This is a genomic window from Streptomyces sp. SID8352 (genome assembly GCF_009862265.1).
In the GTDB taxonomy this organism is placed as follows: domain Bacteria; phylum Actinomycetota; class Actinomycetes; order Streptomycetales; family Streptomycetaceae; genus Streptomyces.
Genome location: NZ_WWGX01000115.1, coordinates 1 through 24,412 on the forward strand (window position 1 = coordinate 1; position 24,412 = coordinate 24,412).

The 24,412-nt window shown below is 73.6% G+C and carries 17 protein-coding genes; 10 read left to right on the forward strand and 7 right to left on the reverse strand.

The annotated features are described in order from the left end of the window. The 6 genes from GTY84_RS32235 to GTY84_RS32260 form a co-directional block, all read left to right on the forward strand. The coding region (locus GTY84_RS32235) for a type I polyketide synthase (protein ID WP_161229976.1) at window positions 1-4,673 on the forward strand (4,673 nt) is incomplete at its 5' end. Between the two features lie 52 nt (window positions 4,674-4,725). Then, window positions 4,726-5,418 (forward strand): methyltransferase, encoded by a 693-nt coding sequence (locus GTY84_RS32240; RefSeq protein ID WP_161229977.1) that lies wholly within the window; start codon window positions 4,726-4,728, stop codon window positions 5,416-5,418. Between the two features lie 239 nt (window positions 5,419-5,657). Further along, the gene (locus GTY84_RS32245; RefSeq protein ID WP_161229978.1) at window positions 5,658-6,170 is read left to right on the forward strand and encodes an SRPBCC family protein; all 513 of its coding nucleotides are present in this window, start codon (window positions 5,658-5,660) and stop codon (window positions 6,168-6,170) included. Between the two features lie 59 nt (window positions 6,171-6,229). Then, on the forward strand, window positions 6,230-8,071 hold the full coding sequence (gene asnB, locus GTY84_RS32250; RefSeq protein ID WP_161229979.1) for an asparagine synthase (glutamine-hydrolyzing): 1,842 nt from the start codon (window positions 6,230-6,232) through the stop codon (window positions 8,069-8,071). 13 nt (window positions 8,072-8,084) lie between these two features. Continuing rightward, a complete protein-coding gene (gene ubiG / locus GTY84_RS32255; RefSeq protein ID WP_161229980.1) occupies window positions 8,085-8,858 on the forward strand; it encodes a bifunctional 2-polyprenyl-6-hydroxyphenol methylase/3-demethylubiquinol 3-O-methyltransferase UbiG in 774 nt (257 codons plus the stop codon). After that, window positions 8,855-10,615 (forward strand): FAD-dependent monooxygenase, encoded by a 1,761-nt coding sequence (locus tag GTY84_RS32260; RefSeq protein WP_345943602.1) that lies wholly within the window; start codon window positions 8,855-8,857, stop codon window positions 10,613-10,615. The genes ubiG and GTY84_RS32260 overlap by 4 nt, the downstream gene beginning before the upstream one ends. A 272-nt stretch (window positions 10,616-10,887) precedes the next feature. Here GTY84_RS32260 and GTY84_RS32265 read toward each other — a convergent pair whose 3' ends face one another. Beyond that, on the reverse strand, window positions 10,888-11,610 hold the full coding sequence (locus GTY84_RS32265; protein WP_161229981.1) for an AfsR/SARP family transcriptional regulator: 723 nt from the start codon (window positions 11,608-11,610) through the stop codon (window positions 10,888-10,890). Between the two features lie 1,464 nt (window positions 11,611-13,074). Between GTY84_RS32265 and GTY84_RS32270 the strand changes: the two genes are divergently transcribed. After that, entirely contained in the window at window positions 13,075-14,484 is a 1,410-nt protein-coding gene (locus GTY84_RS32270) for a sulfatase-like hydrolase/transferase (RefSeq protein ID WP_161229982.1), read from the forward strand. 430 nt (window positions 14,485-14,914) lie between these two features. Next, window positions 14,915-15,268, forward strand: coding sequence for a hypothetical protein (locus GTY84_RS32275; RefSeq protein ID WP_161229983.1), 354 nt, complete (start codon window positions 14,915-14,917; stop codon window positions 15,266-15,268). On the opposite strand, the gene GTY84_RS32280 is transcribed toward GTY84_RS32275, so the two are convergent. Further along, window positions 15,253-16,881 (reverse strand): CocE/NonD family hydrolase, encoded by a 1,629-nt coding sequence (locus GTY84_RS32280; RefSeq protein ID WP_161229984.1) that lies wholly within the window; start codon window positions 16,879-16,881, stop codon window positions 15,253-15,255. The genes GTY84_RS32275 and GTY84_RS32280 overlap by 16 nt on opposite strands. A 175-nt stretch (window positions 16,882-17,056) precedes the next feature. Between GTY84_RS32280 and GTY84_RS32285 the strand changes: the two genes are divergently transcribed. After that, window positions 17,057-17,773, forward strand: coding sequence for a TetR/AcrR family transcriptional regulator C-terminal domain-containing protein (locus GTY84_RS32285; protein ID WP_161229985.1), 717 nt, complete (start codon window positions 17,057-17,059; stop codon window positions 17,771-17,773). Window positions 17,774-17,975: 202 nt separating this feature from the next. Here GTY84_RS32285 and GTY84_RS32290 read toward each other — a convergent pair whose 3' ends face one another. The 3 genes from GTY84_RS32290 to GTY84_RS32300 form a co-directional block, all read right to left on the reverse strand. Next, window positions 17,976-18,617: a hypothetical protein gene (locus GTY84_RS32290; RefSeq protein ID WP_161229986.1), complete on the reverse strand. Its 642-nt coding sequence runs from the start codon at window positions 18,615-18,617 to the stop codon at window positions 17,976-17,978. Between the two features lie 1,091 nt (window positions 18,618-19,708). Beyond that, window positions 19,709-20,113 carry a hypothetical protein gene (locus GTY84_RS32295; RefSeq protein ID WP_161229987.1) on the reverse strand — a complete coding sequence of 135 codons (405 nt, stop codon included), beginning with the start codon at window positions 20,111-20,113 and terminating at the stop codon, window positions 19,709-19,711. Window positions 20,114-20,379: 266 nt separating this feature from the next. Next, window positions 20,380-21,777: an NAD(P)-binding domain-containing protein gene (locus GTY84_RS32300; RefSeq protein WP_161229988.1), complete on the reverse strand. Its 1,398-nt coding sequence runs from the start codon at window positions 21,775-21,777 to the stop codon at window positions 20,380-20,382. A 633-nt stretch (window positions 21,778-22,410) separates the two neighbouring features. Here GTY84_RS32300 and GTY84_RS32305 point away from each other — a divergent pair. Then, window positions 22,411-22,785: a metalloregulator ArsR/SmtB family transcription factor gene (locus tag GTY84_RS32305; RefSeq protein ID WP_161229989.1), complete on the forward strand. Its 375-nt coding sequence runs from the start codon at window positions 22,411-22,413 to the stop codon at window positions 22,783-22,785. 128 nt (window positions 22,786-22,913) lie between these two features. Here the strand turns inward: GTY84_RS32305 and arsB are convergent, their stop codons facing one another. Together arsB and GTY84_RS32315 are read right to left on the reverse strand one after the other, a co-directional pair. Beyond that, a complete protein-coding gene (arsB, locus tag GTY84_RS32310) occupies window positions 22,914-24,035 on the reverse strand; it encodes an ACR3 family arsenite efflux transporter (RefSeq protein WP_161229990.1) in 1,122 nt (373 codons plus the stop codon). Beyond that, window positions 24,032-24,340: a metalloregulator ArsR/SmtB family transcription factor gene (locus tag GTY84_RS32315; protein WP_161229991.1), complete on the reverse strand. Its 309-nt coding sequence runs from the start codon at window positions 24,338-24,340 to the stop codon at window positions 24,032-24,034. Before GTY84_RS32315 ends, arsB begins: the two co-directional genes overlap by 4 nt. Between the last annotated feature and the right edge of the window lie 72 nt (window positions 24,341-24,412).

The following is a 24,412-nucleotide window of genomic DNA, read 5'->3' on the forward strand; positions in this document are numbered from 1 at the left end:
ACTACTGGTACACCAACCTCCGCCACACCGTCCGCTTCACCGACGCCACCCACACCGCACACACCGACGGCCACCACACCTTCATCGAAATCAGCCCCCACCCCGTCCTCACCCCCGCCATCGAAGAAACCCTCCACACCACCAAGGACACCGGACACCCGGCCGTCACCGTCACCGGCACCCTGCGCCGCGGCGAAGGACACTGGACCCGCCTCCTCACCTCCGCCGCCCACCTCCACACCCACGGCACACCCGTCGACTGGACACCCCTCCTCCCCACAGGCACCCACCCCGACCTCCCCACCTACCCCTTCCAACGGCGCCGCTACTGGGTCGAGCCCCTCCCGGACGCGGCCCCGCAGGCGGGCGTGTCCACCGCCGAGCCGGACGAGAGCGAGAGCGATACCCCGGGGTCCGGGCTGCGCGCACGGCTCGCGGGCCTGGCCCGGCCCGACCGGGAACGGCTGCTGCTCGATCTGGTGACCGAGCACATCACCGCCGTGCTCGGCCTGGACGATCCGGTCGTCCCCGGCCGCCCCTTCCGCGATCTGGGCTTCGTCTCGCTCACCGCCGTCGAGCTGCGCAACCGGCTGATGGCGGCCACCGGCCTGCGGCTGCCGGCCGCCATCGCCTTCGACCACCCCACGCCCGAGGAGCTGGCCGGACACCTGCTCACCGAACTCGCCGGCGCCCCGGGCGAGGACCGCGCCGCGCCGGTGCGGGCCGCCGTCGACAGCGACGAGCCGATCGCGATCGTCTCGATGGCCTGCCGCTATCCCGGCGAGGTCGCGGGGCCGGACGACCTGTGGCGGCTGGTGGCGGAGGGCCGCGACGCCGTCACCCCGTTCCCCGGGAACCGTGGCTGGGACCTGGACGGCATCTACGACCCCGACCCGGACCGCCCCGGCCGCAGCTATGTGCGCGAGGGCGGGTTCCTGCACGACGCCGACCGCTTCGACGCCGGATTCTTCGGCATCGGGCCGCGCGAGGCGCTGGCCATGGACCCGCAGCAACGGCTGCTGCTGGAGACGACCTGGGAGGCCGTCGAGAACGCCGGCATCGACCCGACCACCCTGCGCGGTTCCCGCACCGGTGTGTTCGCCGGTTCCAGCGGCCAGGACTACCCGCTGCTCACCCAGGGTGCCGGCGGCGAGGGCTACATGCTGACCGGCAACGCGGCCAGCGTCATCTCCGGCCGGCTGTCCTACGTCTTCGGGCTGGAGGGCCCGGCCGTCACCGTCGACACCGCCTGCTCGTCCTCGCTGGTCGCAATGCACCTGGCCTGCCAGTCGCTGCGCTCCGGCGAGAGCACCCTGGCGATCGCCGGCGCCGTCACCCTGCTGACCACGCCGCACGCGTTCATCGACTTCAGCCGCCAGCGCGGCCTCGCCCCGGACGGACGCTGCAAGCCGTTCGCCGCGGGCGCGGACGGCACCGCCTGGGGCGAGGGCACCGGCGTGCTGCTCCTGGAGCGGCTCTCCGACGCCCGCCGCAACGGGCACCCGGTGCTCGCCGTGGTGCGCGGCTCGGCCACCAACCAGGACGGTGCCAGCAACGGCCTGTCCGCCCCCAACGGCCCCGCCCAGCAAAGGGTGATCCGCCAGGCGCTCGCCAACGCCCGGCTCGCCCCGGGCGACGTGGACGCGGTGGAGGCGCACGGCACCGGCACCCCGCTCGGCGACCCGATCGAGGCCGAGGCGCTGCTCGCGACGTACGGCCGGGACCGGCCGGACGGGCGCCCGCTGTGGCTCGGGTCGGTCAAGTCCAACATCGGCCACACGGCGGCCGCCGCGGGCATGGCCGGGGTGATCAAGATGGTGCAGGCGATGCGGCACGGCGTGCTGCCGCCCACCCTGCACACCGACGAGCCGACCCCGCACGTGGACTGGTCCGGCGGTGGCCTCGCGCTGCTCACCGAGCCGGTCGCCTGGCCGAAGCACGACGGTCCGCGCCGCGTGGGTGTGTCCGCCTTCGGCATCAGCGGCACCAACGCGCACGTCGTGCTGGAGCAGGCGCCCGCCGAGGCGCCCCGGCCCGCGCCGGCCCCGGCCGGGCGGGCCCCGCTGCCGCTGGTTCCCTGGACGGTGTCGGCGCGGGGCGAGGCCGCGCTGCGCGCCCAGGCAGAGCGGCTGGCGGCGCACCTGGCCCGGCCGGACCGGGTCCGGGGAGATGCCGCGGCGCCCCACCCGGCCGAGCCGCAGCCGCTGGACCCGGCCGCCGTCGGCCGCGCCCTGGCACTGACCCGTGCCGCCCTGCCGCACCGCGCCGTACTGCTCGGCCGGAACCTGGACGAACTCCGCGCCGGACTGGACGCGCTCGCGGCGGGTACGCCGGTGCCGGGTCTGGTGCGCGGCACCGCGGTCGGCGGTGGCCGGGTCGGGTTCCTGTTCCCCGGCCAGGGCAGCCAGCGCCCGGGCATGGGCCGCGGTCTGCACGAGGCGTACCCGGTGTTCGCGCGTGCCCTGGACGAGGTGTGCGACACGCTGGACGAGTACCTGGCGGCCCCGGGCCGCCTCGCGCTGCGCGAGGTGCTGTTCGCCGAGGAGGGCTCCCCGGCGGCCGAGCTGCTGGACCGGACGGTGTACACCCAGGCCGGACTGTTCGCGGTCGGCCTGGCCTCCTTCCGGCTGCTGGAGTCCTGGGGGGTCACGCCCGACTGGGTCGGCGGCCACTCGATCGGCGAGCTGACGGCGGCCTGCGCGGCCGGGGTGCTGTCGCTGGACGACGCCTGCCGACTGGTCTCGGCGCGCGGCCGGCTGATGCAGGCGTCGCCGGAGGGCGGCGCGATGACGGCGTTGGAAGCGGCCGAGGCGGAGGTGCTGCCGCTGCTGGCGGGCCGGGAGGACGTGCTCGGTCTGGCCGCCGTCAACGGGCCCCGGGCGACGGTCGTCTCCGGGCGGGCCGAGGCCGTCGAGGAGGTGGCGGCGCGGCTCGCCGCGCAGGGACGCCGCACCAAGCGGCTGCGCGTCGCCCGAGCCTTCCACTCGCCCCTGATGGACGGTGTGCTGGACGATTTCCTGCGGGTGGCCAGGGAGTTGGAGTACCGGCCGCCGCGGATCCGGCTGCTCTCCAACCTGACCGGCGGGCCCGCGGTGACGGAGGAGGTGTGCACCCCCGAATACTGGGTGCGGCACATCCGGGAGACGGTGCGCTTCCACGACGGTGTGCGCGCGATGGCCGGGGACGGGGTGACGGCCTTTCTCGAACTCGGGCCGTCCGGTGTCCTGTCGGCGCTGGTCCGGGACGCGTCGGCGGACCGGCCGGAGGCCGCCGCCCCGGTGGCGGTGCCGCTGCTGCGGTCCGGTCGGCCGGAGGCGGAGAGCGCGCTCACCGCGCTCGCCCGCGCCCATGTGCACGGGGTTCCGGTCGACTGGGCGGCGGTGTTCGCCGGTGTCGCGGCGGAGCCCCTCACCCTGCCCACCTACGCCTTCCAGCGCCGCCGGTTCTGGCCCGAGGTCGTCGCCACGGCAGCCGTCGGCGCGGCGTCGGTCCCCGCCGCGTCCACCGAGCCGAGCGAGCCTGCCGAGCCCGTCGGAGCCGCAGCGTCGCGGTCGCTGCGCGAACGGCTGGCGGGCCTCGAATCGGCCGAACGGCACCTGCTGCTGCGGGATCTGGTGGCCGCCGAGGTGGCCGCCGCGCTCGGTCACGAGTCGGTCGAGGAGGTCGAGTCGGGTCTCCCCCTGCCGGAGCTGGGCCTCGACTCGCTCGCCGCCACCGAGCTGAGCGCCGCCCTGGCGGCCGCCACCGGTCTGTCCCTGCCGGCCACGGCCGTCTTCGACCACCCCACCCTGGACGCGCTCGCCGCCCATCTGCGGGCCGGGCTGGACGCCGCTCCCGCCGGGGCGGACGCCGCCGCGGCCGGCGGCGGCCTGCTGACCGCGCTCGCCCCGCGTGCCGCCGCCGAGGGCCGGTTCGCCGAGTTCGGCGAACTCCTCGCGGCCGCAGCCCGGTTCCGGGACACCTTCGATACCCCGCCCGGTTCCGGGGAGCGTCCGGCTCCCGTGCGGCTCGCCCGGGGACCGGCCGCGCCGCGCTTCTTCTGCTTCCCGTCCTTCGCCACCCGCTCGGGCGCCCAGCAGTACGCCCGGCTGGCCGCGGAGGTGCGGGGACGGCACGAGCTGTGGGCACTGCCCGCGCCCGGTTTCACCGCCGGTGAGCGGCTGCCCGCCGACCTCGACGCGCTGGTGGACCTGCACACCGAGGACGTCGAACGCCTCGCCGAGGGAGCGCCGTTCGTCCTGCTGGGGCACTCGGCGGGCGGCTGGATCGCGCACGCCGTCGCCGAGCGGCTGGAGAAGCGGGGCACCGCACCGGCCGCGCTGGTCCTGCTGGACAGCTACCGGCCCGGCAGCGAGGTCCTGCCCCGTGTCCAGGAGCGGATCGCCGGCTATCTGACGGACGACCGGACCGCCTGGGACGACGTCTGTCTGACCGCGATGGGCGGCTACGGCCTGCTGTTCGCGAACTGGCAGCCGCAACCCCTGGCCACCCCCACGCTGCTGTTCCGGGCCGACCGGCCGCTCCCCGGCTTCCCGGCCGCCGGGTGGCGGGCGGCCTGGCCCGTCCCGCACACCGGGACCGAGGTGACCGGCGACCACTTCACCCTGACCGGCGAGCACGCCCCCGCGACCATGCGGGCCGTCCTCGACCGGCTCACCGCGACGACCGCGTGACCCGCGGGCCCCGAACCGAACCAGCAGCCCGACCGAACCGGAGAAGAGCAGGATGAACAGCACCGACCACGACCACCGCCCCGGCGTCTCCCTGGATCAGGCGGTCGACGACGGGCAGTCCCCGTACCACAGCCGCAACCTCGCCTTCTACGACTTCATCGTCTTCCGCGGCAGCGCCCCGCTGTTCTGGCGCGCCTCGCCGCGCGACTTCCTGAAGATGTACAACACCTGCCTCGGCGCCAAGCACCTGGAGATCGGCGTCGGCACCGGCTATCTGCTGGACCGGGCCCGCTTCCCGGTCTCGAACCCCGAGATCACGCTGGCCGACCTCAACCCCACCACGCTCGACTTCGCCGCACACCGGCTCGCCCACCTCAGGACCACCAAGGTCGTCGCCAACTGCCTGGAACCGCTTCCGGTCCCCGAGGGCAGTCACGACTCCGCCTCGCTCAGCTTCCTGCTGCACTGCGTGCCGGGCAGCCTGCGCGAGAAGGGCCGGGCGATCCGGCACGCGGCCACCGCCGTCCGCTCCGGCGGCACCGTGTTCGGCCACACCGTCCTGTCCTCCGGGGTGCCGGTGTCGGGCCCCGGCCGCTGGCTGATGAAGAACCTCAACCAGAAGGGCGTCTTCCACAACGACGAGGACGACCTGGCCGATCTGCGCGACCAGCTCAAGCAGAACTTCGACGAGTTCGACCTCGTGACGCGCGGCAGCGTCGCCCTCTTCCGGGGCCGCAAGCCGTAGGGCCTCTCGTTTGGGTCACGCCGGGCTCGTGGGCCTTGGCGCCGCACCTCGCCGCGTTGTCGTCGGTCGCCGGGGCTGCGCCCTGACTCCCTCCTCCGCCCTGCGACGCACGGCGCCGGACCCCGCTCCCTGATCCGGCCTGGTCCAAACGAAAGACCCTGGTTCCGCAGACTCCTCACCCCTCTCGTCCCACTCACCCCCACGCACCGACCGCACGTCCCGGGAAAGGACCCGTCCTCATGGCCCGCCGCTGGTATCCGATCGAGGAGGCCGACGACTCGCTGTTCGCCTCCGCCCCGCTGTACCACGCCCGTTCCGTCGAGGTTCCGTTCTCCCCCGAGGAGACCTGGGCCGCCCTCGTCGGGGACGGCGTGTCGAGCTGGACCAAGGGCATGCGGCAGCTGACCTGGACCTCGCCGCGCCCGTTCGGTGTCGGCACCACCCGCGAGATCGAGATGAACAGCGGCCTCGTCCTGCGCGAGCGCTTCTACCGCTGGGAGGAGGGCACCCGCAAGACCTTCGCCGCGGTCGAGGGAACCAGTCCGATCTTCCGCCGTCTGGTCGAGGACTACGTCGTCGAACCGTCCGGGGCCGGCTCCCGGTTCAGCTGGCGCTGGGCGGCCGAGCTGAACCGCCCGTACTCCTTCGTGGGGGGTGCGCTGGACCGCTTCTTCTTCGCACCCACCGGACGTTCGCACATCGACGGCCTGCCCGCCCACATGGCCGCGCGGCGGCGCGACCCGCTGAGCTGACCCCCTCGGGGGCATCCGGCCCCCTGCCCCCTCTCCCGACCGACCGAAGGAACACGCGAATGTGCGGGATCGCCGGCTGGATCGACTTCCAGCTCGACCTCGAACGTGAACTGCCCGCCCTGCGGGCCATGACCGAGACCATGGTCTGCCGCGGCCCGGACTCCGGCGGCACCTGGGTGTCGCGCGGCGCCGCCCTGGGTCACCGCCGACTCGCGGTGATCGACCTGGAGACCGGCCTGCAGCCGATGGTGGTCGAGACGCCGGACGGCCCGGTCGCGCTGACGTACAGCGGCGAGGCCTACAACTTCACCGAGCTGCGCGACGAACTGCGCCGTCGCAACCACGAGTTCCGCACCACCAGCGACACCGAGGTGGTCCTGCGCGGCTACCTGGAGTGGGGCCTGGAGATCGCGGACCGGCTCAACGGCATGTACGCGATGGGCGTGTGGGACGGCCGGGTGGAGCGGCTGGTGCTGCTGCGCGACCGGCTCGGCATCAAGCCGCTCTACTACCACCCCACCGAGAACGGCGTGATCTTCGGCTCCGAGGCCAAGACGCTGCTCGCCCACCCGGCGGTCTCGCCGGTGGTGGACACCGACGGCTTCCGCGAGCTGTTCGGGTTCGTCAAGGAGCCCGGGCGCTCCGTCTGGGCGGGCATGCACGAGGTCAAGCCGGGCACCATGGTGACCTTCGACCGCTCCGGGACGCGCGAGCACGTGTACTGGCGGCTGGAGGTCGCCGAGCACCAGGACGACACCGAGACCACCGTGCGGCGCGTCCGTGAGCTGCTGGAGGACAGCGTCGCCCGGCAGCTGGTCGCCGACGTCCCGCAGTGCGTGCTGCTCTCCGGCGGTCTCGACTCCAGCGCCCTCACGGCGCTGGCCGGCCGGCGAATGGCCGACCGGGGCGAGCGGCCCCGCACCTTCACCGTCGACTTCGAACAGCCCGCGGCCTTCCGCCCGGACGACTGGCGCGGTTCGCAGGACGCGCCGTTCGCCCGCGCCGTCGTCGAGCACGTCGGCACCGAGCACCATGACATCGTGCTCGACCACCAGGAGCTGGCCAACCCCGAGGTGCGCCGGGCCACCGTGACCGCGCGGGACCTTCCGTTCGGCTTCGGCGAGGCGGACAACTCGCTGTACCTGCTGTTCAAGGCGGTCCGGCAGCACTCGACGGTCGCGCTGTCGGGTGAGTCCTCCGACGAGGTCTTCGGCGGCTACCCGTGGTTCCACCTCCCGGCCGTCCAGGAGGTGGAGATGTTCCCCTGGGTGACCGCCGCGGGGCTCATCCCCAAGTCCCACCCCACCAAGCTGATCGACCCGGATCTGCTGCTGCGCACCCTGGACGTGCCCGGGTACTGGGCGCAGCGCTACGCCGACACCGTCGCCGGGCTCCCGGTCCTGCCCGGCGAGTCCGCGCACGAGCAGCGGATGCGCCGGTTCTGCTACGTGCACCTGACGAGCCTGCTGGGCCAGCTCCTCGACCGCAAGGACCGGATGAGCATGGCCGTCGGCCTGGAGGTGCGGGTGCCCATCTGCGACCACCGGCTGGTGCAGTACGTGTTCAACACGCCGTGGGCGATGAAGACCTTCGACGGCCGGGAGAAGAGCCTGCTGCGCGCCGCCGTCGCCGACGTGCTGCCGCCGTCGGTGCTGGAGCGGCGGAAGGCGCTCTACCCGAACACCCAGGAGCTGCGCTACGTTGCCGAACTGCAGCGGCAGGTGGGCGAGTTGCTCTCCGGCGACCACCAGGCGGTCGAGTTCTTCGACCGCGCGGCACTCACCGGCGCCGCTCGCGGCGCGGCCGGGGCCGTCAGCCGGGACGAGCGGGAGGCCTTCGAACGCGTCCTCGACCTGGCCGTCTGGCTCGACCTCTACCGCCCGACCATCAAGCTCTCCTGAGGGGTACCCGACCGTGGCTGTCAACAACGACGTGTACAACAACCTTTCCTGGTGGAACGACAACCAGCCGTTCGCCACCCTGGAGGCGTTCACCCCGGCGCGGTTCGCCTACTTCCGCAAGGTGCTGACCACCCGTCTGGGGATGGAGCTCAAGGGCCTGAAGGTGCTGGACATCGGCTGCGGGGGCGGTCTGCTGGCCGAGCTGTTCGCCGGCGCGGGCTGCGACGTGACCGGGATGGACCCGTCCGGGCCCTCGCTGGCGGCCGCGGCCGCACACGCCGAGGAGTCCGGCCTGGAGATCGACTACCAGCAGGGCGTCGCGGAGGAGCTGCCCTTCGCGGACGCCGGTTTCGACCTGGTGTACTGCTGCGACACGCTGGAGCACGTCACCTCGGTGGAGAAGGCCGTCTCCGAGGCGGTCCGGGTGCTGAAGCCCGGCTCCTACTACCTCTACGACACGATCAACCGGACCTTCCGCTCCAGGCTCGCCATGATCAAGATGGCGCAGGACTGGAAGTCCGTCAGCTTCGCGCCCAAGGACCTGCACGACTGGAAGGCCTTCATCAAGCCCCAGGAACTGCACGCGGTGTTCCGCCGGCACGGGCTGGAGAACCAGGACCTGATCGGCTTCGCCTCGAACCGGCCGCAGCTGGACCTCCTCCGGGACATGCGGCTGCGCGCCAAGGGCGGGATCACGTACGGCGAGCTGGGCCGTCGCTTCCAGCTCACCGAGCACAAGGACACCTCGGTGGTCTACGCCGGGTACGCAAGGAAGGCATCCTCGTGAACGACCGCGCCAACCCCGACGTCCGCGTCCCCGTCCTGATCGTCGGAGCCGGCCCCGCCGGCCTGACCGCCTCGCTGGCGCTCTCCCGCTACGGCGTGCGTCACCTCGCGGTCGGCAAGTACCCGGGCACCGCGCACACCCCGCGCGCCCACTTGCTCAACCAGCGCACCGGCGAGATCCTCCGCGACCTCGGCGCCGAGCGTGCCGTGCTCGCCCAGGCCGCGCCCCGCGAACTGCTCGCCGACTTCGTCTTCATGACGACGTTCGCCGGTCCCGAGGTCAGCCGTCTCGGCGCCTACGGCAACGGTCCGGACCGGGTCGGCGACTACCAGGCCGCCAGCCCCAGCGTCATGTGCAACCTCCCGCAGCACCTGTTGGAGCCGCTGCTCGTGGAACAGGTCCGCGAGGCCGGTGTCGGCGAACTGCGCTTCGGACACGAGTTCCTGAGCCTGGAGCAGGACGAGGACGGCGTCACCGCGGTGATCGCCGACCGGCAGTCCGGACTGCGGTACACCGTGCGCGCCGACTACGTGATCGGCGCGGACGGCGCCCGCAGCCGGGTCATGGAGCAGCTCGGGCTCACCGTCGAGGGTGCCACCGGCCTGGCCAGGGCCGCCTCCATCTGGTTCGAGGCCGACCTCTCCCGCTACAGCGCCCACCGCCCCGGCATCCTGTACATCGGCGCCGTCCCCGGCAACCCGCCCGAGGACGGCCGGGTGTTCGTCAACGTCCGCCCGTGGAACGAGTGGATGTACCTGCGGTTCCACAAGGAGGGCGACTCCTTCGACCCGGAGGACCACGCCGAGATCATCGCCCATCTGCGGGAGAGCATCGGCGACCCGGTCGTGCCCGTCACGGTCAAGCGGGTCTCCCCCTGGGAGGTCAACGCCACGGTGGCCCCGCGCTACGGTGCGGGCCGGGTGTTCTGCGTGGGCGACGCGGTCCACCAGATGCCGCCCACCAACGGCCTCGGCCTCAACACGGCCATCGCCGACTCCTTCAACCTCTGCTGGAAGCTCGGGCTGGTCCTGGACGGCACCGCCGCCCCGAGCCTGCTCGACACCTACCAGGAGGAGCGGCAGCCGGTCGGCGGCCAGGTCGTCGACCGCGCGGTGCGCAGCATGCTCGACTTCCTCGGCATCCCCGCCGCGCTCGGCTACACCGCCGGGCAGAGCGCCGCCGAGCAGTGGGAGCTGCTGCGCTCCCTCGGCGACGTCGGAGAGGAGGCCGACGCCCGGCGGGCCGCGCTGGCCGCCGCCACCGACCGGATCAACTACCAGGCCAACGCGCACGGTGTGGAGATCGGCTACCGCTACCGCGGCGGTGCCCGGGTCGACGACGGTACTCCCGAGCCGGCGCCCGAGCGCGATCCCGAGCTGTACTACCGGCCCACCACCTGGCCCGGCGCCCGGGTGCCGCACGCCTGGCTGGAGGACGGCGGCCACCGCCGCTCCACTCTGGACGTGACCGGCCGCGGCCGCTTCGTCCTGCTCACCGGCCGGGGCGGCGCCCCCTGGCACGACGCCGCGCGCGAGGCAGCCCGCCTCACCGGCGTCGAGGTCACCGTGCGGGTGATCGGCGCGACCGAGGGCCTGCGCGACCCGTACGGGCAGTGGGAGCGGCTGCGCGAGGTCGAGGCCGACGGCTGCGTGCTGGTCCGCCCCGACGGGCACGTCGCCTGGCGGGCCCGGACGGCGGAGGCGGCAGGGGAGCTGCCGAAGGTGCTGGCGGACGTGGTGCACTCCGCGCGGGCCTGAGCACGGCCGGCGGTCGGTGCCGTGGACCGGGGCCCGGCCGGGGCCGGCCGTCGTGCCCCCTCCGGGGCCGGCGGCGCGGCCCGGGGGTGCGTGGGCGGCCGGACGGCGCCGGAGCGGTTCCCGCCGCTCAGGGCCGAGCGGCGGGCGGGATACCGACGGCGCGGGTGGCCGGGCGGTGCCCGCCGCCCGTCCCGCCCCGGTCGGCGGGGCCGGGGGTCACCGGCGCCGCCGTCCGGCCGCGCCCCGGCCCCCGTACCGGGCGGGCCCGTGCCTCAGCACCGGCCGACGACCGGGTCCCCGCGCAGGATCGTGCCGAACAACTGCTGCAGCTCCGCGCCGGGGTCGACGCCGTACTCCTCCGCCAGCGCCCGCCGGGTGCGGTGGTAGGCCTCGATCGCCTCGGCCCGTCGGCCGGTCCGGTAGAGGGCCTTCATCAGGAGCCAGCTGAACCGCTCGCGGGTCGGGAACCGCATCGTCAGCGTCGGCAGTTCGGCCGCGATCACCGAGAAGTCGCGCTCCTCGGCCAGTTCGGCCTCCCACAGGGTCTCCAGGGCCAGAAGCCGTAACTCCTCGAACCGCGAGGCCGTCTGCGCACCGAGCGCGTAGTCGCTCACCTCGGGGAACGCGGGTCCGCGCCACAGGGCCAGCGCGCCGGCCAGCGTCAGGCCCGCCTGCCGGTAGGCCCCCGACTTCAGCTGCCGACGCCCCTCGTACAACTGCCGCTCGAAGCGGACCGCGTCGATGGCCTCCGGGTCCACCACGAGCACGTACCCGGCCGGTTCGCGGCGCAGCATCGTGTCACGGCTGCGCGGCTGCCGGCCGGGTTCCAGGATCCGCCGGAGGTTGGAGACGTAGCTGTGCAGGTTCGCCATCACGTCGTTGGGCGGGTTCCGGGGCCAGACGGCCTCTTTGAGCTGTGCCGCTGCGACCGGCTGCCCGGGCGTCAGCAGAAGGGCCGTCAGGACCGCGCGCTGCCGGGCCGAGCCCGGATTCACCGGGATTCCGTCGGACCGAACTCCCAGCGGACCGAGCACGTCGAATCGGATCGCGTGGGCCTCCGCCACAAGTCACCCCCCAGTAACGAAGAAACGTGGTCGACCGTGCACCGGAATCGGTCCCGGTGGCCACAAAACTCCGGGATGTCGAACTGGCTCTCGCACGGCAGGTGACAGCGTACTTGCAAAACATTGCGGGAGAAGGGCTGGATACCGGGGACTCCTGCTGGTATGGCGGATGACAGGACGGCTCCGCCGCCGCTGCCCAACAGCGCGCCAACGCCGTTGATGTGACGCGATATCACCCCTCTGAGGCGATGAAATATTTGAACCCTGCACGACCTTTCGTTCGGGTGTCCGGCCCCCTCGGCCCAACGCCGGTTCGGTAAGCGGGAATCCGGCCAACTCGCTTCCCGTGCGCGAGACGGAACGGGCGTCGGCGGGGGACATTTTTCGGTCGAGTCCCGATCCGGGCGGCGGGATTTCCCACGGAAATCTTGCGCGATTCATGGTTTGAACTCCGTGAACTCGGTAATTCGGACTTCTCCAAGATCGATTCAGGCAGGTCAGGCGCAGAATGAGGGCGTCCGGGCCGGATCGGCGACACCGGAGGCGGAGCGGCTGGGCCCGGACGGGAGGCCCCCCGCTCGGGGCGGGTACGGCCCGCCCGGCGGGGTCGCGCGTCCTGGCGGCGACGGTCCGGCGGCCGGCCCTCTCCGAGACGAGCGCCCCCAGCGGCGCCCTCACCGCCTCCCCGGTCGCCGGAGGCGGGGACCCGCGACCGGCCACCTCCGCGTCCGCGCTGGGGGAACACCGGCGTGGCCTCATCACCGACGACGGGACCGCGGACTCCCGCGACTCCGTCGGGACCCTCGCCCCGGAGTGAGCGCACACCGGCCGCTGCGACGGCTGCCGCCCACCTCCCCGTGCCGAGCAGTGAACGCGTGAGCCGCCGACTCGTGCGCGTGGTCGAGTTGCCCGCGGAGCCCTCCGGGCACCGGGTGCCGGTCCGGCGGGAGCTGCGCGAGGCCGGTGCGCTCTCCCTGGGCGGGGGCGGTGCTCGCGTCCCTCGCACCCTTCGCCTCCCTCACATCCCTTGCATCCCTTACATCTCTCGCGCCCCTCGCGCCCCTCGCATCCCTGGCGGGGCGGACGGTGTCCGGAGTGCCGGGGCCCGGGCGGAGAGCTGAGCGTCGGCCCGCCCTTCGCCGGGGGTGCCGGGCGGGGTCTCGGCGGGCGCGGCGGGGTGCGGGGTGTGGCCGCGCGGTCCCTCCGTCACGGCGCCGACTCGGCGGTGTGTCGGGCCGTTTCGGGTTCGTGAACGGGCTCGTGATCTTCTTGACCGGCTCGCCGGGCGGCTGGGAGCGTCCCAGGGCATGGGGCCGTCGCCCACCCGGCGCCGGCCCGCCCGGCTCCCCCGGGCTTTCCGCCTTCCCCGTCGTCCCCCACCCCCGAGGATCACTCATGCCCGGAATATCCCGTCGTGCCTTCGGTGGTCTGGTCGGAGGCGGCGCGGTGGCGACCGCCGCCGGTGTCCCCGCACCGGCCTCCGCCGCCCCCTCCCCCACCGCCGAGCGCCCGTTCCGCTCCCGCCCCGGCTCCCCCCGGCCCCGCTCCCGGCCCAACTTCCTGTTCATCCTCGGTGACGACCTCGGCTGGGCCGATCTGTCCTCGTACGGCGCGCCGCACATCAGAACCCCGCACCTGGACCGGCTCGCCGCCCAGGGCGTGCGGTTCACCGACGCCTACTCCGGCTCCGCGACCTGCTCCCCGACCCGGTTCAGCCTGTACACCGGGCGCTTCCCGGGGCGCACCCCCGGCGGGCTGGCCGAGCCCATCGGCAACCGCACCCAGGGGCTGGACCCGGACCACCCCACGCTGGCCTCGCTGCTGAAGAAGGCGGGCTACGACACCGCGCTGATCGGCAAGTGGCACTGCGGATGGCTTCCCCGCTACAGCCCCACCCGCTCGGGCTGGGACGAGTTCTTCGGCAACTTCGGGGGCGCCCTGGAGTACTTCTCGAAGCTGGGCCAGCTCGGTGAGTACGACCTCTACGAGGGCGACGCCACCCACCAGGACCTGCGGTACTACACCACGGTGCTCACGGAGCGGGCCGTCGAGTACGTCGGCCGGCGCCACGACCGGCCGTGGCTGCTGAACCTCAACTTCACCACTCCGCACTGGCCCTGGCTCACCGAGGAGGACGGGGAGACGGGCGCGGAGATCGCCGGGCGGATCCGTTCCGGCGAGGTGCTGGGCGCCCTCCAGCACCGCGACGGCGGCTCGGTGGACAAGTACCGGGAGATGGTGGAGAACCTGGACGCATCGGTGGGCAAGGTCCTGGCCGCGCTGCGGCGTTCGGGCCAGGAGGAGAACACGGTCGTCGTCTTCGCCAGTGACAACGGCGGCGAGCGATTCTCCTACCAGTGGCCGCTGAGCGGCGGCAAGTCGGAGCTGCTGGAGGGCGGCATCCGGGTGCCGACGGTACTGCGCTGGCCGGCCCGCGTGGACCCCCGCCAGGTCAGCCGGGTGCCGGTGTACTCGCCCGACTGGACGGCGACGCTGCTGGAGCTGGGCGGCGCCCGGCCGGACCCCGGCCACCCGCTGGACGGCCACAGCCTCGCCGGGTACCTGCTGCGCGGGGAGCGGGTGCCCGAGCGCGACCTGTTCTGGCGGGTGCGGCGCAACCGGGCACTGCGGCGGGGCGGCTGGAAGTACTACCGCGACGCGTCCGGCCGCGACCACCTCTACGACCTCGCGTCCGACGTCCGCGAGCAGGCGGACCGCGCCGGGGACCGGCCGGAGCTGCTGGCGGAGCTGAGGTCCGCCTGGGAGCGGGTAGACGCCCAGTTGCTGCCGTACCCGGCGGGCTGACCGGTCCCGCCGGTACCCCGGTGGGAGAGCGGGTGCCGTGCCGCCCGGCACCGCCGGGCCGGACGCCGGTCCACCCGGTGCCGTTCGCCGGCTGTGCGCGCGTAAGGCGCCGATGACGGGGCCGGACACACGACCGGTGAATGCGCTCGCGCTCCGCCGGAACCGTGGAGCGCCGCCCGCGCCCGATCGGGCGGCGGGCGCGGTGCGCTCCTCGATCATCTGCGGGGCCCGCTTCGGACAGGGTGCGAAGCGCGGGTGGTTCTCACTCATCGGGAAATGGCCGATGTCCCTCATCTCGATGAACTCCGCCCGCGGATCCGGTCGGCGGCGCACCGTCCGTCCTCGGGGTGGTGAGGTGGTCGTAGCCGTCGAGTGGCCGGCGGCCTCGACCGGGACGAACCCGTTGGCCGACATCGTCCACGTAGCCACGATGTCCAGCCGTACCGGCCGCCCGCCGCCCTCCACCCGGCCCCGGCCGCCGCCGTTCTCCGGCGCACCCGCGTCCGGCCGGAACGGGACGGCTGGTGCCAGGGCTCCACCGCCGGCCGGGACGGCGCCCGCCGCCTCTACGGGCCTGGACGCCGAGGCCACCGGCACCGCCGAGTTGCACGACGCGCTCGCCGTCCTCCTGGAGACGGTCCGGCGTGGCTTCCCCGACGAGACGGTGCCCGCCTTCAACGACGCCCACGGACGCCACGACGCCTTCCACACGCTGGACCAGGCCGCGGACCTCGCCCACGCCCGCAGGGTCCGAGAGCCCCGCACTCGTCAGCCGTCCTCCTGAGGGCCGAGCCCGGAACCGCGGGCAAGCGTCGTGAGCATCAGCGCTGAGTCCGAATGGAGCGTGATGCGCACGGGTGTGAAGGTGGTGGCGTCCACCGGCGACTCCCCGGTGCCGGGATTGCGGGCGTAGCGCGGATGGGCGCCTCCGCTGATCTGCCAGCGTATGCGGTGACCGGCGGCGAAGCGGTGGGCGGTGGAACCCATCGGCACGGTGGTGTGCGAGGGCGCCTGCTCCGCTGTCCGAAGTCGGCCCAGCCCGTCGCAGACGTTGACGGAGCGGCCCTGTGCGTCCACGTCGCACAGACGGGTGAAGACGTCGGCGTGGCCAGTGTCCGTGGAGATGCTCAACCGCGCGGAGATCCGGCCGAGGATGTCCATGGGCTCGGTCAGCGGGGGGCCGGTGAACGTCAGTACGTCGTCCCGGATCTCCAGCGTTCTGTTGTCGCGAGGACCGGCCGTACGGGAGAGCAACGGGCCGCCGAGAGAGGGGGTGGGGTGGCCCGGGTCGTAGCGGAACGACGTCAGCGGTGCGGATTCGGTGGGAGCCTGCTGGGTGAGATGCCCCTGGGCAGTGGGAAACCACGGGCCGGCGGCCGTGGCCGGCGGCCAGTCGTCGAGGTCCCGCCAATCGTCTTCGCCGCCGACGTGCACGCGCACCCTGGTAGGACGGAGGCCGGAGGGATCGGCGTACAGGTGCGCCCGCAGCCAGGCGAGGCTCTCGGCGAACACCTCGGGCCACCCCCGTTGCAGCGCGGACGTGTGGGTCCAGGGGCCGACGAGCAAGGCGGTCTCGCAGCCGGCCTCACGTAGTCGGCGGTACTGCTCGAACGTCTGGTCACTCAGCACATCGTGCCACCCGGTCATCAAACCGGTCGGCACATTCAGCCGCTCCGCCACCGCCGCCAACGACGCACCCTGCCAGTACGCGTCGTCGGCGTTCGGGTGCGACATCACGTCATCCAGCCAGGACACATCGCCTCCGAGGGCGGACACGCACGCCCCGCGCAGCGGTGCCTGCATGACCACATCACGCAGGCGCCGCCGCAGACGCAGCGTCGCCCTCAGAAACGCTGCCGTCCCCTGGTGCTGATACGTCATGCCGACGCCGACGGCGAGGGCGTTCTCCAGGCGGAATGCATCCCGTGCGTGGAACAGGGCGTGAGGATCGTGCAGCCCCACCTGCACCACCATCGCCTTCAGCTCCGGCGGCGGGTCCACGGCGAGAGCCCACTGCACGTAGCCCAGGTAACTGGGGCCGACGGTCCCCAGTGTTCCGTTGAACCAGCTCTGCTCGCGCAGCCAGGCCACCGCGGCCTGGCCGTCAGCGGCCTCGTTGCGCCACAGATCGAACTCACCGCCGGAACCGCCGGTGCCGCGACAGCTCTGCAGCACCACGTGAAAGCCCTGCTCGGCGAAGAGCACGCCGTACATGGGCGACCACGGCAGACCTCTGCCGTACGGCGAGCGCACCAGGAGAGTGGGGAAGTCGCCCTCGGCGCGCGGGAAGTAGTGGTCCGTGATCAGCGGGCTGCCGTCGGCGGCCGGCGCCAGCAGCTCCGGCTCCCACCCGACATCGTGTCGTTTGGCCGGCAGGCCGCGCCAGGTCGCCCTCATCAGCCGTGAGGCAAGTGGCGGCTTACCGGAAGGCGGTGCCCAGGTCGGTCTCGGCGCAGGGCCGTGCGTGCGTGCTGCCATCGTTCCCCTCCTTGATATCCGTACAGCGTACGAGAATAGAGGATGCTTGGATGAGGTCCGCAAGGGCCACCTCGATCAAGGGAGGCAGCGGATCATGCCCCGTGAAGGAGGGGCCGACGCCCCGGGCGTCGGCCCTGAGCAGCTCTGGCTGAGCTCGGCCCGGCCCCGCAGGGGCCGCAAGCCCGCCTACAGCCGAGAGGCGATCACGGCGGCGGCTGTCGCCCTGGCGGATGCGGAGGGGCTCGAAGCAGTCACCATGCGGAAAGTCGCCGCGCAGGTCGGAGCCGGCGCCATGTCGCTCTACAGCTACGCCCCCGACAAGGAGACGCTGCTGGAACTGATGGTCGACCACGTCAGCGGCGAACTCCCGACCACGAGCATTCCCACCGGCGACTGGCGCGCCGACCTGAAAACCATCGCTCACCTCCAGCGCGCCCATATGCTGCGACACCCCTGGCTGCCCACCGCTCTGGCCGCCCGTCGCGTCCCCGGTCCCAACACCCTGGCCTTCTTGGAGCGCGCGCTCGCCGTCCTGCGGCCCACCGGGCTGGACGGTGCGGCGAAGCTGGAGGTCTTCGCCCAGCTCACCGCATTCGTGGCCGGGCATGTCGCCCATGAGATCGCGCGGACCGCCGCCTCGCAGTCCCCCGACCGAGCCGCAGCCGAGGCCCGCTACCTCGCAGCCGTCGCCGCGGACGGCAGTCACCCGGAACTCGCCGAGGCCCTCGCTGCTCCCAGCCGTCCCCTCACGCCCGAAGCGACCTTCACCCGGTTCCTCAACCGCCTGATCGACGGCCTCGACACCGGCTGAGACCACTCCGCCGCACCGTGCCCGTCCTCACGAACGGCTGCCGGGCAGCTCCGGTCCCAACCGCCCGGCCCCCAGCCGTCGTGGCCCGGCCCCCACCACGAGTGGTCGTCCCCGACCGGCTCCACCTGCGGGGCCAGGGCTCTGTCGCAGTCCCGGTGACGCCGCGAGGCCGCGGGACTCGGGCCCGCCGGCGGAGCGTCGTCTACAGATCCGCGATCCAGGCGTGCCCCGGGTGCACCCGGGCGAGCAGGGCGGCCAGGGTCCCGCGCTGAGACGGACTCAGGTGCGGGACGGTCGCCTCGAAGTCCGCGCGGTCCTTCAGGCGGGGGTTCTTGGCCTTGAACAGCAGGACCAGTTCGGGTGCCAGGTACGGGACGCCGTCCGGGGTGCGATGGACGATGTCGCCGTAGGGGAGCCGGATCCGCTCATCGCGTCGGCAGATCCAGGTGTCGCCGTCGTGCGGTTCGCGGAAGACGTCGAGCAGGTAGTTCCCGGTCGCCGGATCGCGGAGCCATGTCTGATGTACGGCGGCCAGCACCTCCGGTGCGGCGTCCTCCCAGACCCGGCCACGGCCCGCCGCGTCGAAGACGTACCCGGGGAAGCGGGCGCGGACCTCCGGAAAGCCCGCGGCCGGAATCGCGATCTCGATGTCCCCATGGGCACGGGTCCGCCTGCCCCGGAACAGGTCCAGCGCCCATCCCGCGGCCACGTACCAGGGCGTGTCGACCCCTGCCAGCCGCCGCGCGACCTCACTCGGCGTCCAGCAGGACGACCATCTGGTGCGAAGGGCCTCGACCTCGTCGGGCGACAGCTCGGTGCCGCCGCCGGGCGGTTGCTCACTCACCCCGGGAACCTATCAGCGGGCCCGAAGAGTCCGGAACGGCGACGGTACGGCCGTCGACACCGCGGTCCGTCGGCCGTTGAGGTCCTCGGTGCCGGCAAGGCGGCCCGGGTGTTCCCGGGACGCCCTCACAGTCCGCCCCTGCGGACGGCGTCCGTGACCGGGCGCCCGGAGAGTGCCCGGTCACGCCGTCCGGCCGGGGGACGGCACTCCCACCCGGCCCTCCACCCGGCGCCGTCGGACGGTGGGCCCGACTGTGCTGCCCGTGCTCCGGGCGGCCACGTCCCGAGCGGGGCCGGACCCGCGGCGTGGTGCCCGACCGGTAGCGCGTTCCCCGGGCCCGCTGCCCAGGTAGCGGCTTCCCGCCATCACCGTCGTGTCCGGGCGGCGGCGAGGGCATGGGCCCATGGGTCCCTCTCGGGCGGCCGGACGGTTCCAGAGGGCGGCCCGGCGGGCAGCCCGAGGCGGGGAGGATGATCCACTGGGCGGCCGGTTCGGCCCGGATCCACTTCCGGCCGCCACGGCCGTGCAGCACCATGCCGGAGCGGCGATGGCCGGAGCCGCTCCGGTCGCGGTGACCGGGGTCAGGTGCACGGTGACCGGGGTCCGGGCACGGCGCTGCGAGCCGTCCATGGCATGGGGTCCTGCCTCGGCGGAAACGCCGGTGATGTGCGGCGGGTCGCTGCCCGGACCGGGGGACCCCGCACAGCGGCCCCCGGTGCCGTTCCCGCCGGGGGAACGGCCGCGTCCGGCCCCGTACAACGGGCCGGACGCGGCGACCGAACCGCCCGCCACGCCTCGTACGCTCCGCTGCCCGGGCGGCCGGGACGGGGACGTGGCCGCCAACGCCGGCGCGGAGTGCCGTCGTACGAGGCGTACCGATGGGCGGCATCGGTTCGGTCACCACCCAGCATGGGCGCTTCCCCGGTTCCGTCTCCCCGGCCGACCGGCCCTGCCCGCAGGGCCGTTGGTCCCTTCCCCGGCACCCCCGCCCGGGACGGCGCCGCAGGACCGCCCTCCTTCGGCCGGGCCACTGGCGACACTTCGACACACCCGGCGGCGTGGGCACCGGGACGACTCCCGGTGAGGGCCGGTCAGTCCCCGATCGCCTCGGCCTCGCTCAGATCCTCCAGCCGGACCGGCCGCGTCCCCTCGAAGACCACCCCCACTCCGTACGGCTCGCAGATCGGCACACCCCCCTCCACGAACCGCAGCATCCACCCGTCGGTGTAGAAGTTCACCTCCGGAGCGTCCAACGCCGCCCGCTCCTCCGGGACCCCCAGTCGCGCACACGCGAACCGCCGCGCCTTCGCCACCATCTCGTCCAGGTGCGCCAACACCCGCCCGAGCAGTCGCAGATCCACCGACCGGACGTCCTCACCCGCCTCCAGCATCACGTTCACGTCCGCGCCCCACCGCTCCGGCTCGGCCACGCCCCACACCGACAGCCCGCCCGGTCCGTCGGACAGGTGCACCAGCGGCCCCACACCCTGGATCATCCCCGCCTCCTCGTCGCCAGCCTACGGCCGGGGGCGGGAGCGAAGGTCTTTCGGTTCCGGCTCGTGGCCGGCGCCGACGAGCGGCCGCCCCGCATCATGATCCCGGCCGGCGGCGGGGCTGAGCGGGGCCGAACCGATCGGCGGCCGACCAGTCCCCGCCGCAAGGCGTCCCCGCACTGTGGCGCAGAGGGCGGGCAGGGCGGCGCGGGGCCACGACCGTTGCCCGGTGACCGTCGCGGCCCCGGACGCGGGAGCACAGAGGCCGGTCATGTGCCGCAGCCGCCCGCGGGGTTCTGCCCGGCGTCCCCTTCGGCCGCCGTGGAGGCGCCGAGCCGGATGAGCCCGGGCGCCGGTGCGCAGCAGCCGTCGCCGCCGGACTGTGCGGGGCCGGGGTCGTCGAACAGGCCGGCGCCGCCGCAGACTCCGGTCTCGGGCAGGGTGAGTTCGACGCGGTCGGCGGACTCGAGGTCGCCCGCGAGGGCGGCGGCGACGGAGCGTGCCTGCTCGTGGCCGGTCATCGCGAGGAAGGTCGGCGCGCGGCCGTAGGACTTCATCCCGACCAGATACACGTCCCGTTCGGGGTGGGCGAGTTCGCGGTGACCGTGCGGGTAGACGGTGCCGCAGGAGTGCTGGTTGGGGTCGATCAGGGGAGCGAGCCCGACGGGCGCCTGGAGGCGTTCGTCGAGGTCGAGGCGGAGTTCGTCGAGGAAGGACAGGTCGGGGCGGAAGCCGGTCAGGACGATCACCTCGTCCACCGGTTCGAGGCGGCGTCCGTCCTCGCCCGTGAGGATCAGGCGGCCGTCGGGGGCGCGTTCGATCGCCTCGGTGCGAAAGCCGGTGACTGCGTCCGCCTGTCCCCCGTCGACGGCCGCCTTCGCCGCCAGGCCCAGGGCGCCGCGGGCGGGGAGCTGGTCGGCCCGGCCTCCGCCGAAGGTGGAGCCCGAGATGCCCCGGCGCAGGACCCACACCGCCTTCGTCCCGGTGCCGTCATGGGACTTGGCGAGGTCGGCGAGGTGGGCGAGCGCGGTGAAGGCGGAGGCTCCGGAGCCGATCACGGCGGTCCGCCTGCCCGCGTACCGGGTGCGGACGGCCGGGTCCCGGAGGTCCGGGACGCGGTAGGTGACGCGGTCCGCGGCGGCCTTCTCGCCGAGGGCGGCGAGGCCGTCGGCGCCGGCCGGGCCGGGTCCGCTCCAGGTGCCGGAGGCGTCGACGACGGCGCGGGCGAGGAGGCGTTCCTCCCCGCCGCCGGCGTGGGTGATGTGCACGGCGAACGGCTGCCGGTGCCGGTCGGCGTCCACGATCCGGTCCCGTCCGGCCCGGGAGACTCCGGTGACGCGGGCGCCGTAGCGGACGCGGTCGCCCAGGGCGTCGGCGAGCGGCTGGAGGTAGAGGTCGGCCCAGTCGCCGCCGGAGGGGTGGGCGGCCGGGTCGGGACGGGTCCAGCCGGTGGGGGCCAGGAGCTTTTCGGCGACCGGGTCGACGACCTCGCTCCAGGTGGAGAAGAGGCGCACGTGGGCCCATTCGCGCACGGCGGCGCCGGCGGTCCGGCCGGCCTCCAGGACCAGGGGTTCGAGGCCCTGGTCGGCCAGGTGGGCGGCTGCGGCCAGGCCGACGGGACCCGCTCCGATCACGATGACGGGCAGTTCGCTGGCGGACGCGTTCACGGCGACTCCTTGCTTGTTTCGATGTCTGTCGATGGCTTGCGCGATCCAGGGTGACACCTGTATCGACAAGCGTCAACATAGACATTCATCGAAATCATGGGTTCGCCGATGGCGCACCCCGGTGCCGCCGTCATCGACGGGGCGGTCCGGACTCTCCGGCGCCCGCATCCCGCCGCGCCGCGGGATGCGGCCCGGTGCGCCGGAGGCGACCGGCCGGGCGGCCGCGGCCGCGGCGCCACGACGGCACCACGACGGCCCCACACCGCTCTCGCCCGCCCGGCACGGCTTCCCGCCCGGCATACCGTTCCCCGGCGGCGGCCGTTCCCGCACCGGGACGAGGGCGCCGCCTCCCTCGATGCCCGTACCCGCCGCCAGGACGCCGGGATCCGCACGGGCTGCCGCGTCGGCGCGGGCCGGTCGCGCGGACGGCGTCCTTCCGTGGACCCGGACGGCGGCCGGCTGCCCGCGCGGGCCTCCGGGACGTCCGGGCGCCCCGGACCGTCCGGCGCCACGGGGTCCGTACCGGTTCACCGGCCCGCGACACGGAGGGGGCCGCCCGGCACCCGGCCTCGCGCCTCACGGGCCGGCGACATGGCCGGAGCCCCTTGGTTCGACGTGTGTCAACATAGAAGTATGTCGAATGCGAAGGTGCTGCCGCCGTTCGAGCCCGCTGACCGCCGGGACGTGACGCCGTGCTGCCCACCGCTGACCGAGCGCCCGCTGACCGCCGGGGAGGCCGAGACCGCGGCACGGATGTTCAAGGCGCTCGGCGACCCGGTCCGCCTGCGGCTGTTCTCCGCGGTGGCCTCGCACGAGAACGGGGAGGCGTGCGTGTGCGACATCTCCGATGTCGGCGTCTCCCAGCCCACCGTCTCCCACCACCTGAAGAAGCTCAGGGAGGCCGGCCTGCTCACCTCCGAGCGGCGCGGCACCTGGGTCTACTACCGCGTCGAACCGTCGGTGCTCGCGGCGATGGGCACCCTGCTCACGCAGCCGGCCGCCGACTGACCGCCGGCGGGACGCGCGTCCCCGTACCTGCCGCGCCCCCTGGAGCCACGGGCCGCGGCGCCTTCCGGTTCGGCAGCCCCCGGGGTCCGGCCGCCCGCCGCCGACCGCCACCACGTCCGCGCGCCGCGTCAGGGGGCGGTCGCCACCTCGCCGTGGGCGAACCTCCTTCGCCAGGCGAGAGCGACGTACACCAGCCCGATCAGGACCGGCACTTCGATGAGCGGGCCGACGACGCCGGACAGGGCCTGGCCGGAGGTGACGCCGAAGGTGGCGATGGCGACCGCGATGGCCAGCTCGAAGTTGTTGCCCGCCGCGGTGAAGGCGAGGGTCGTGGTGCGGTCGTAGGCCAGGCCCAGGCTCTTGCCGAGCAGGAAGGTGCCGAAGAACATGACCGTGAAGTAGACCAGCAGCGGCAGCGCGATCCGGGCGACGTCCAGGGGCTGGGAGGTGATCGTCCTCCCCTGGAGGGCGAAGAGGATGACGATCGTGAACAGCAGCCCGTACAGCGCCCAGGGCCCGATCCTCGGCAGGAACCCCGCCTCGTACCCGGCACGGCCCAGCTTCCGCTCGCCGATGCGGCGGGTCAGGAAGCCGGCCAGCAGCGGGACGCCGAGGAAGACGACGACGTTCAGCGCGATGTGCCAGACGGACACGTCCAGGCCCTGGCCGTCGCCGAGGTCCAGCCACCGGGGCAGCAGGTCGAGGTAGAACCAGCCGAGCAGGCCGAACGCGATGACCTGGAAGACGCTGTTGAGGGCCACGAGTACGGCAGCCGCCTCCCGGTCGCCGCACGCGAGGTCGTTCCAGATGATGACCATGGCGATGCACCGGGCCAGCCCGACGACGATCAGGCCGGTGCGGTACTCGGGAAGGTCCGGCAGGAAGATCCACGCCAGCGCGAACATCACCGCGGGGCCGACGACCCAGTTGATGACCAGTGAGGAGACCAGCAGCTTCCTGTCGCCGGTCACACGGTCGAGCCGGTCGTAGCGGACCTTCGCCAGGACCGGGTACATCATGACCAGCAGGCCGAGCGCGATCGGCAGGGAGATTCCGCCGACCTCGATCTTCGCGAGCGCGTCGTTCATCCCCGGGACCAGACGGCCCAGGCCGAGGCCGACGGCCATGGCGAGCAGGATCCACACCGCCAGACAGCGGTCGAGGGTGGAGAGCCTTCCGGCGACCGAGTCGTCCCCGGCCGCCTCGGCACCCGGGGCGCGGGCGGTGGTGGTGGGATCGGTGGGGGTCATGGGCAGGCCCTCTTGTTCTCCACGGCGGCACGGGCCGAGGCGGCCAGTTCGGCGAACCGCTCGGACAGGCCGGCCAGGACCTCGGGCTTGAGCTTGTAGTAGGTGAAGCGGCCGCAGGGCTCGGTCTCCACGATCCCGGCCTCGCGCAGCACCTTCATGTGGTTGGACAGGTTGGTCTGCCTGGCTCCGGTCTCCTCGACCAGATGCGTCGTGCACAGCGTCTCGCGCGCCAGCAGGGTCACGATCTCCAGACGGAGGGGGTCGCCCAGCACCCGCAACACATCAGGATCGACTGAAGTCAGCATGCACTGATACTGTCACATCAGTGTCCGCTGATGCCAGTGCAGGTACGCAAGGCGTCGGCGGCCCTGTTCCGC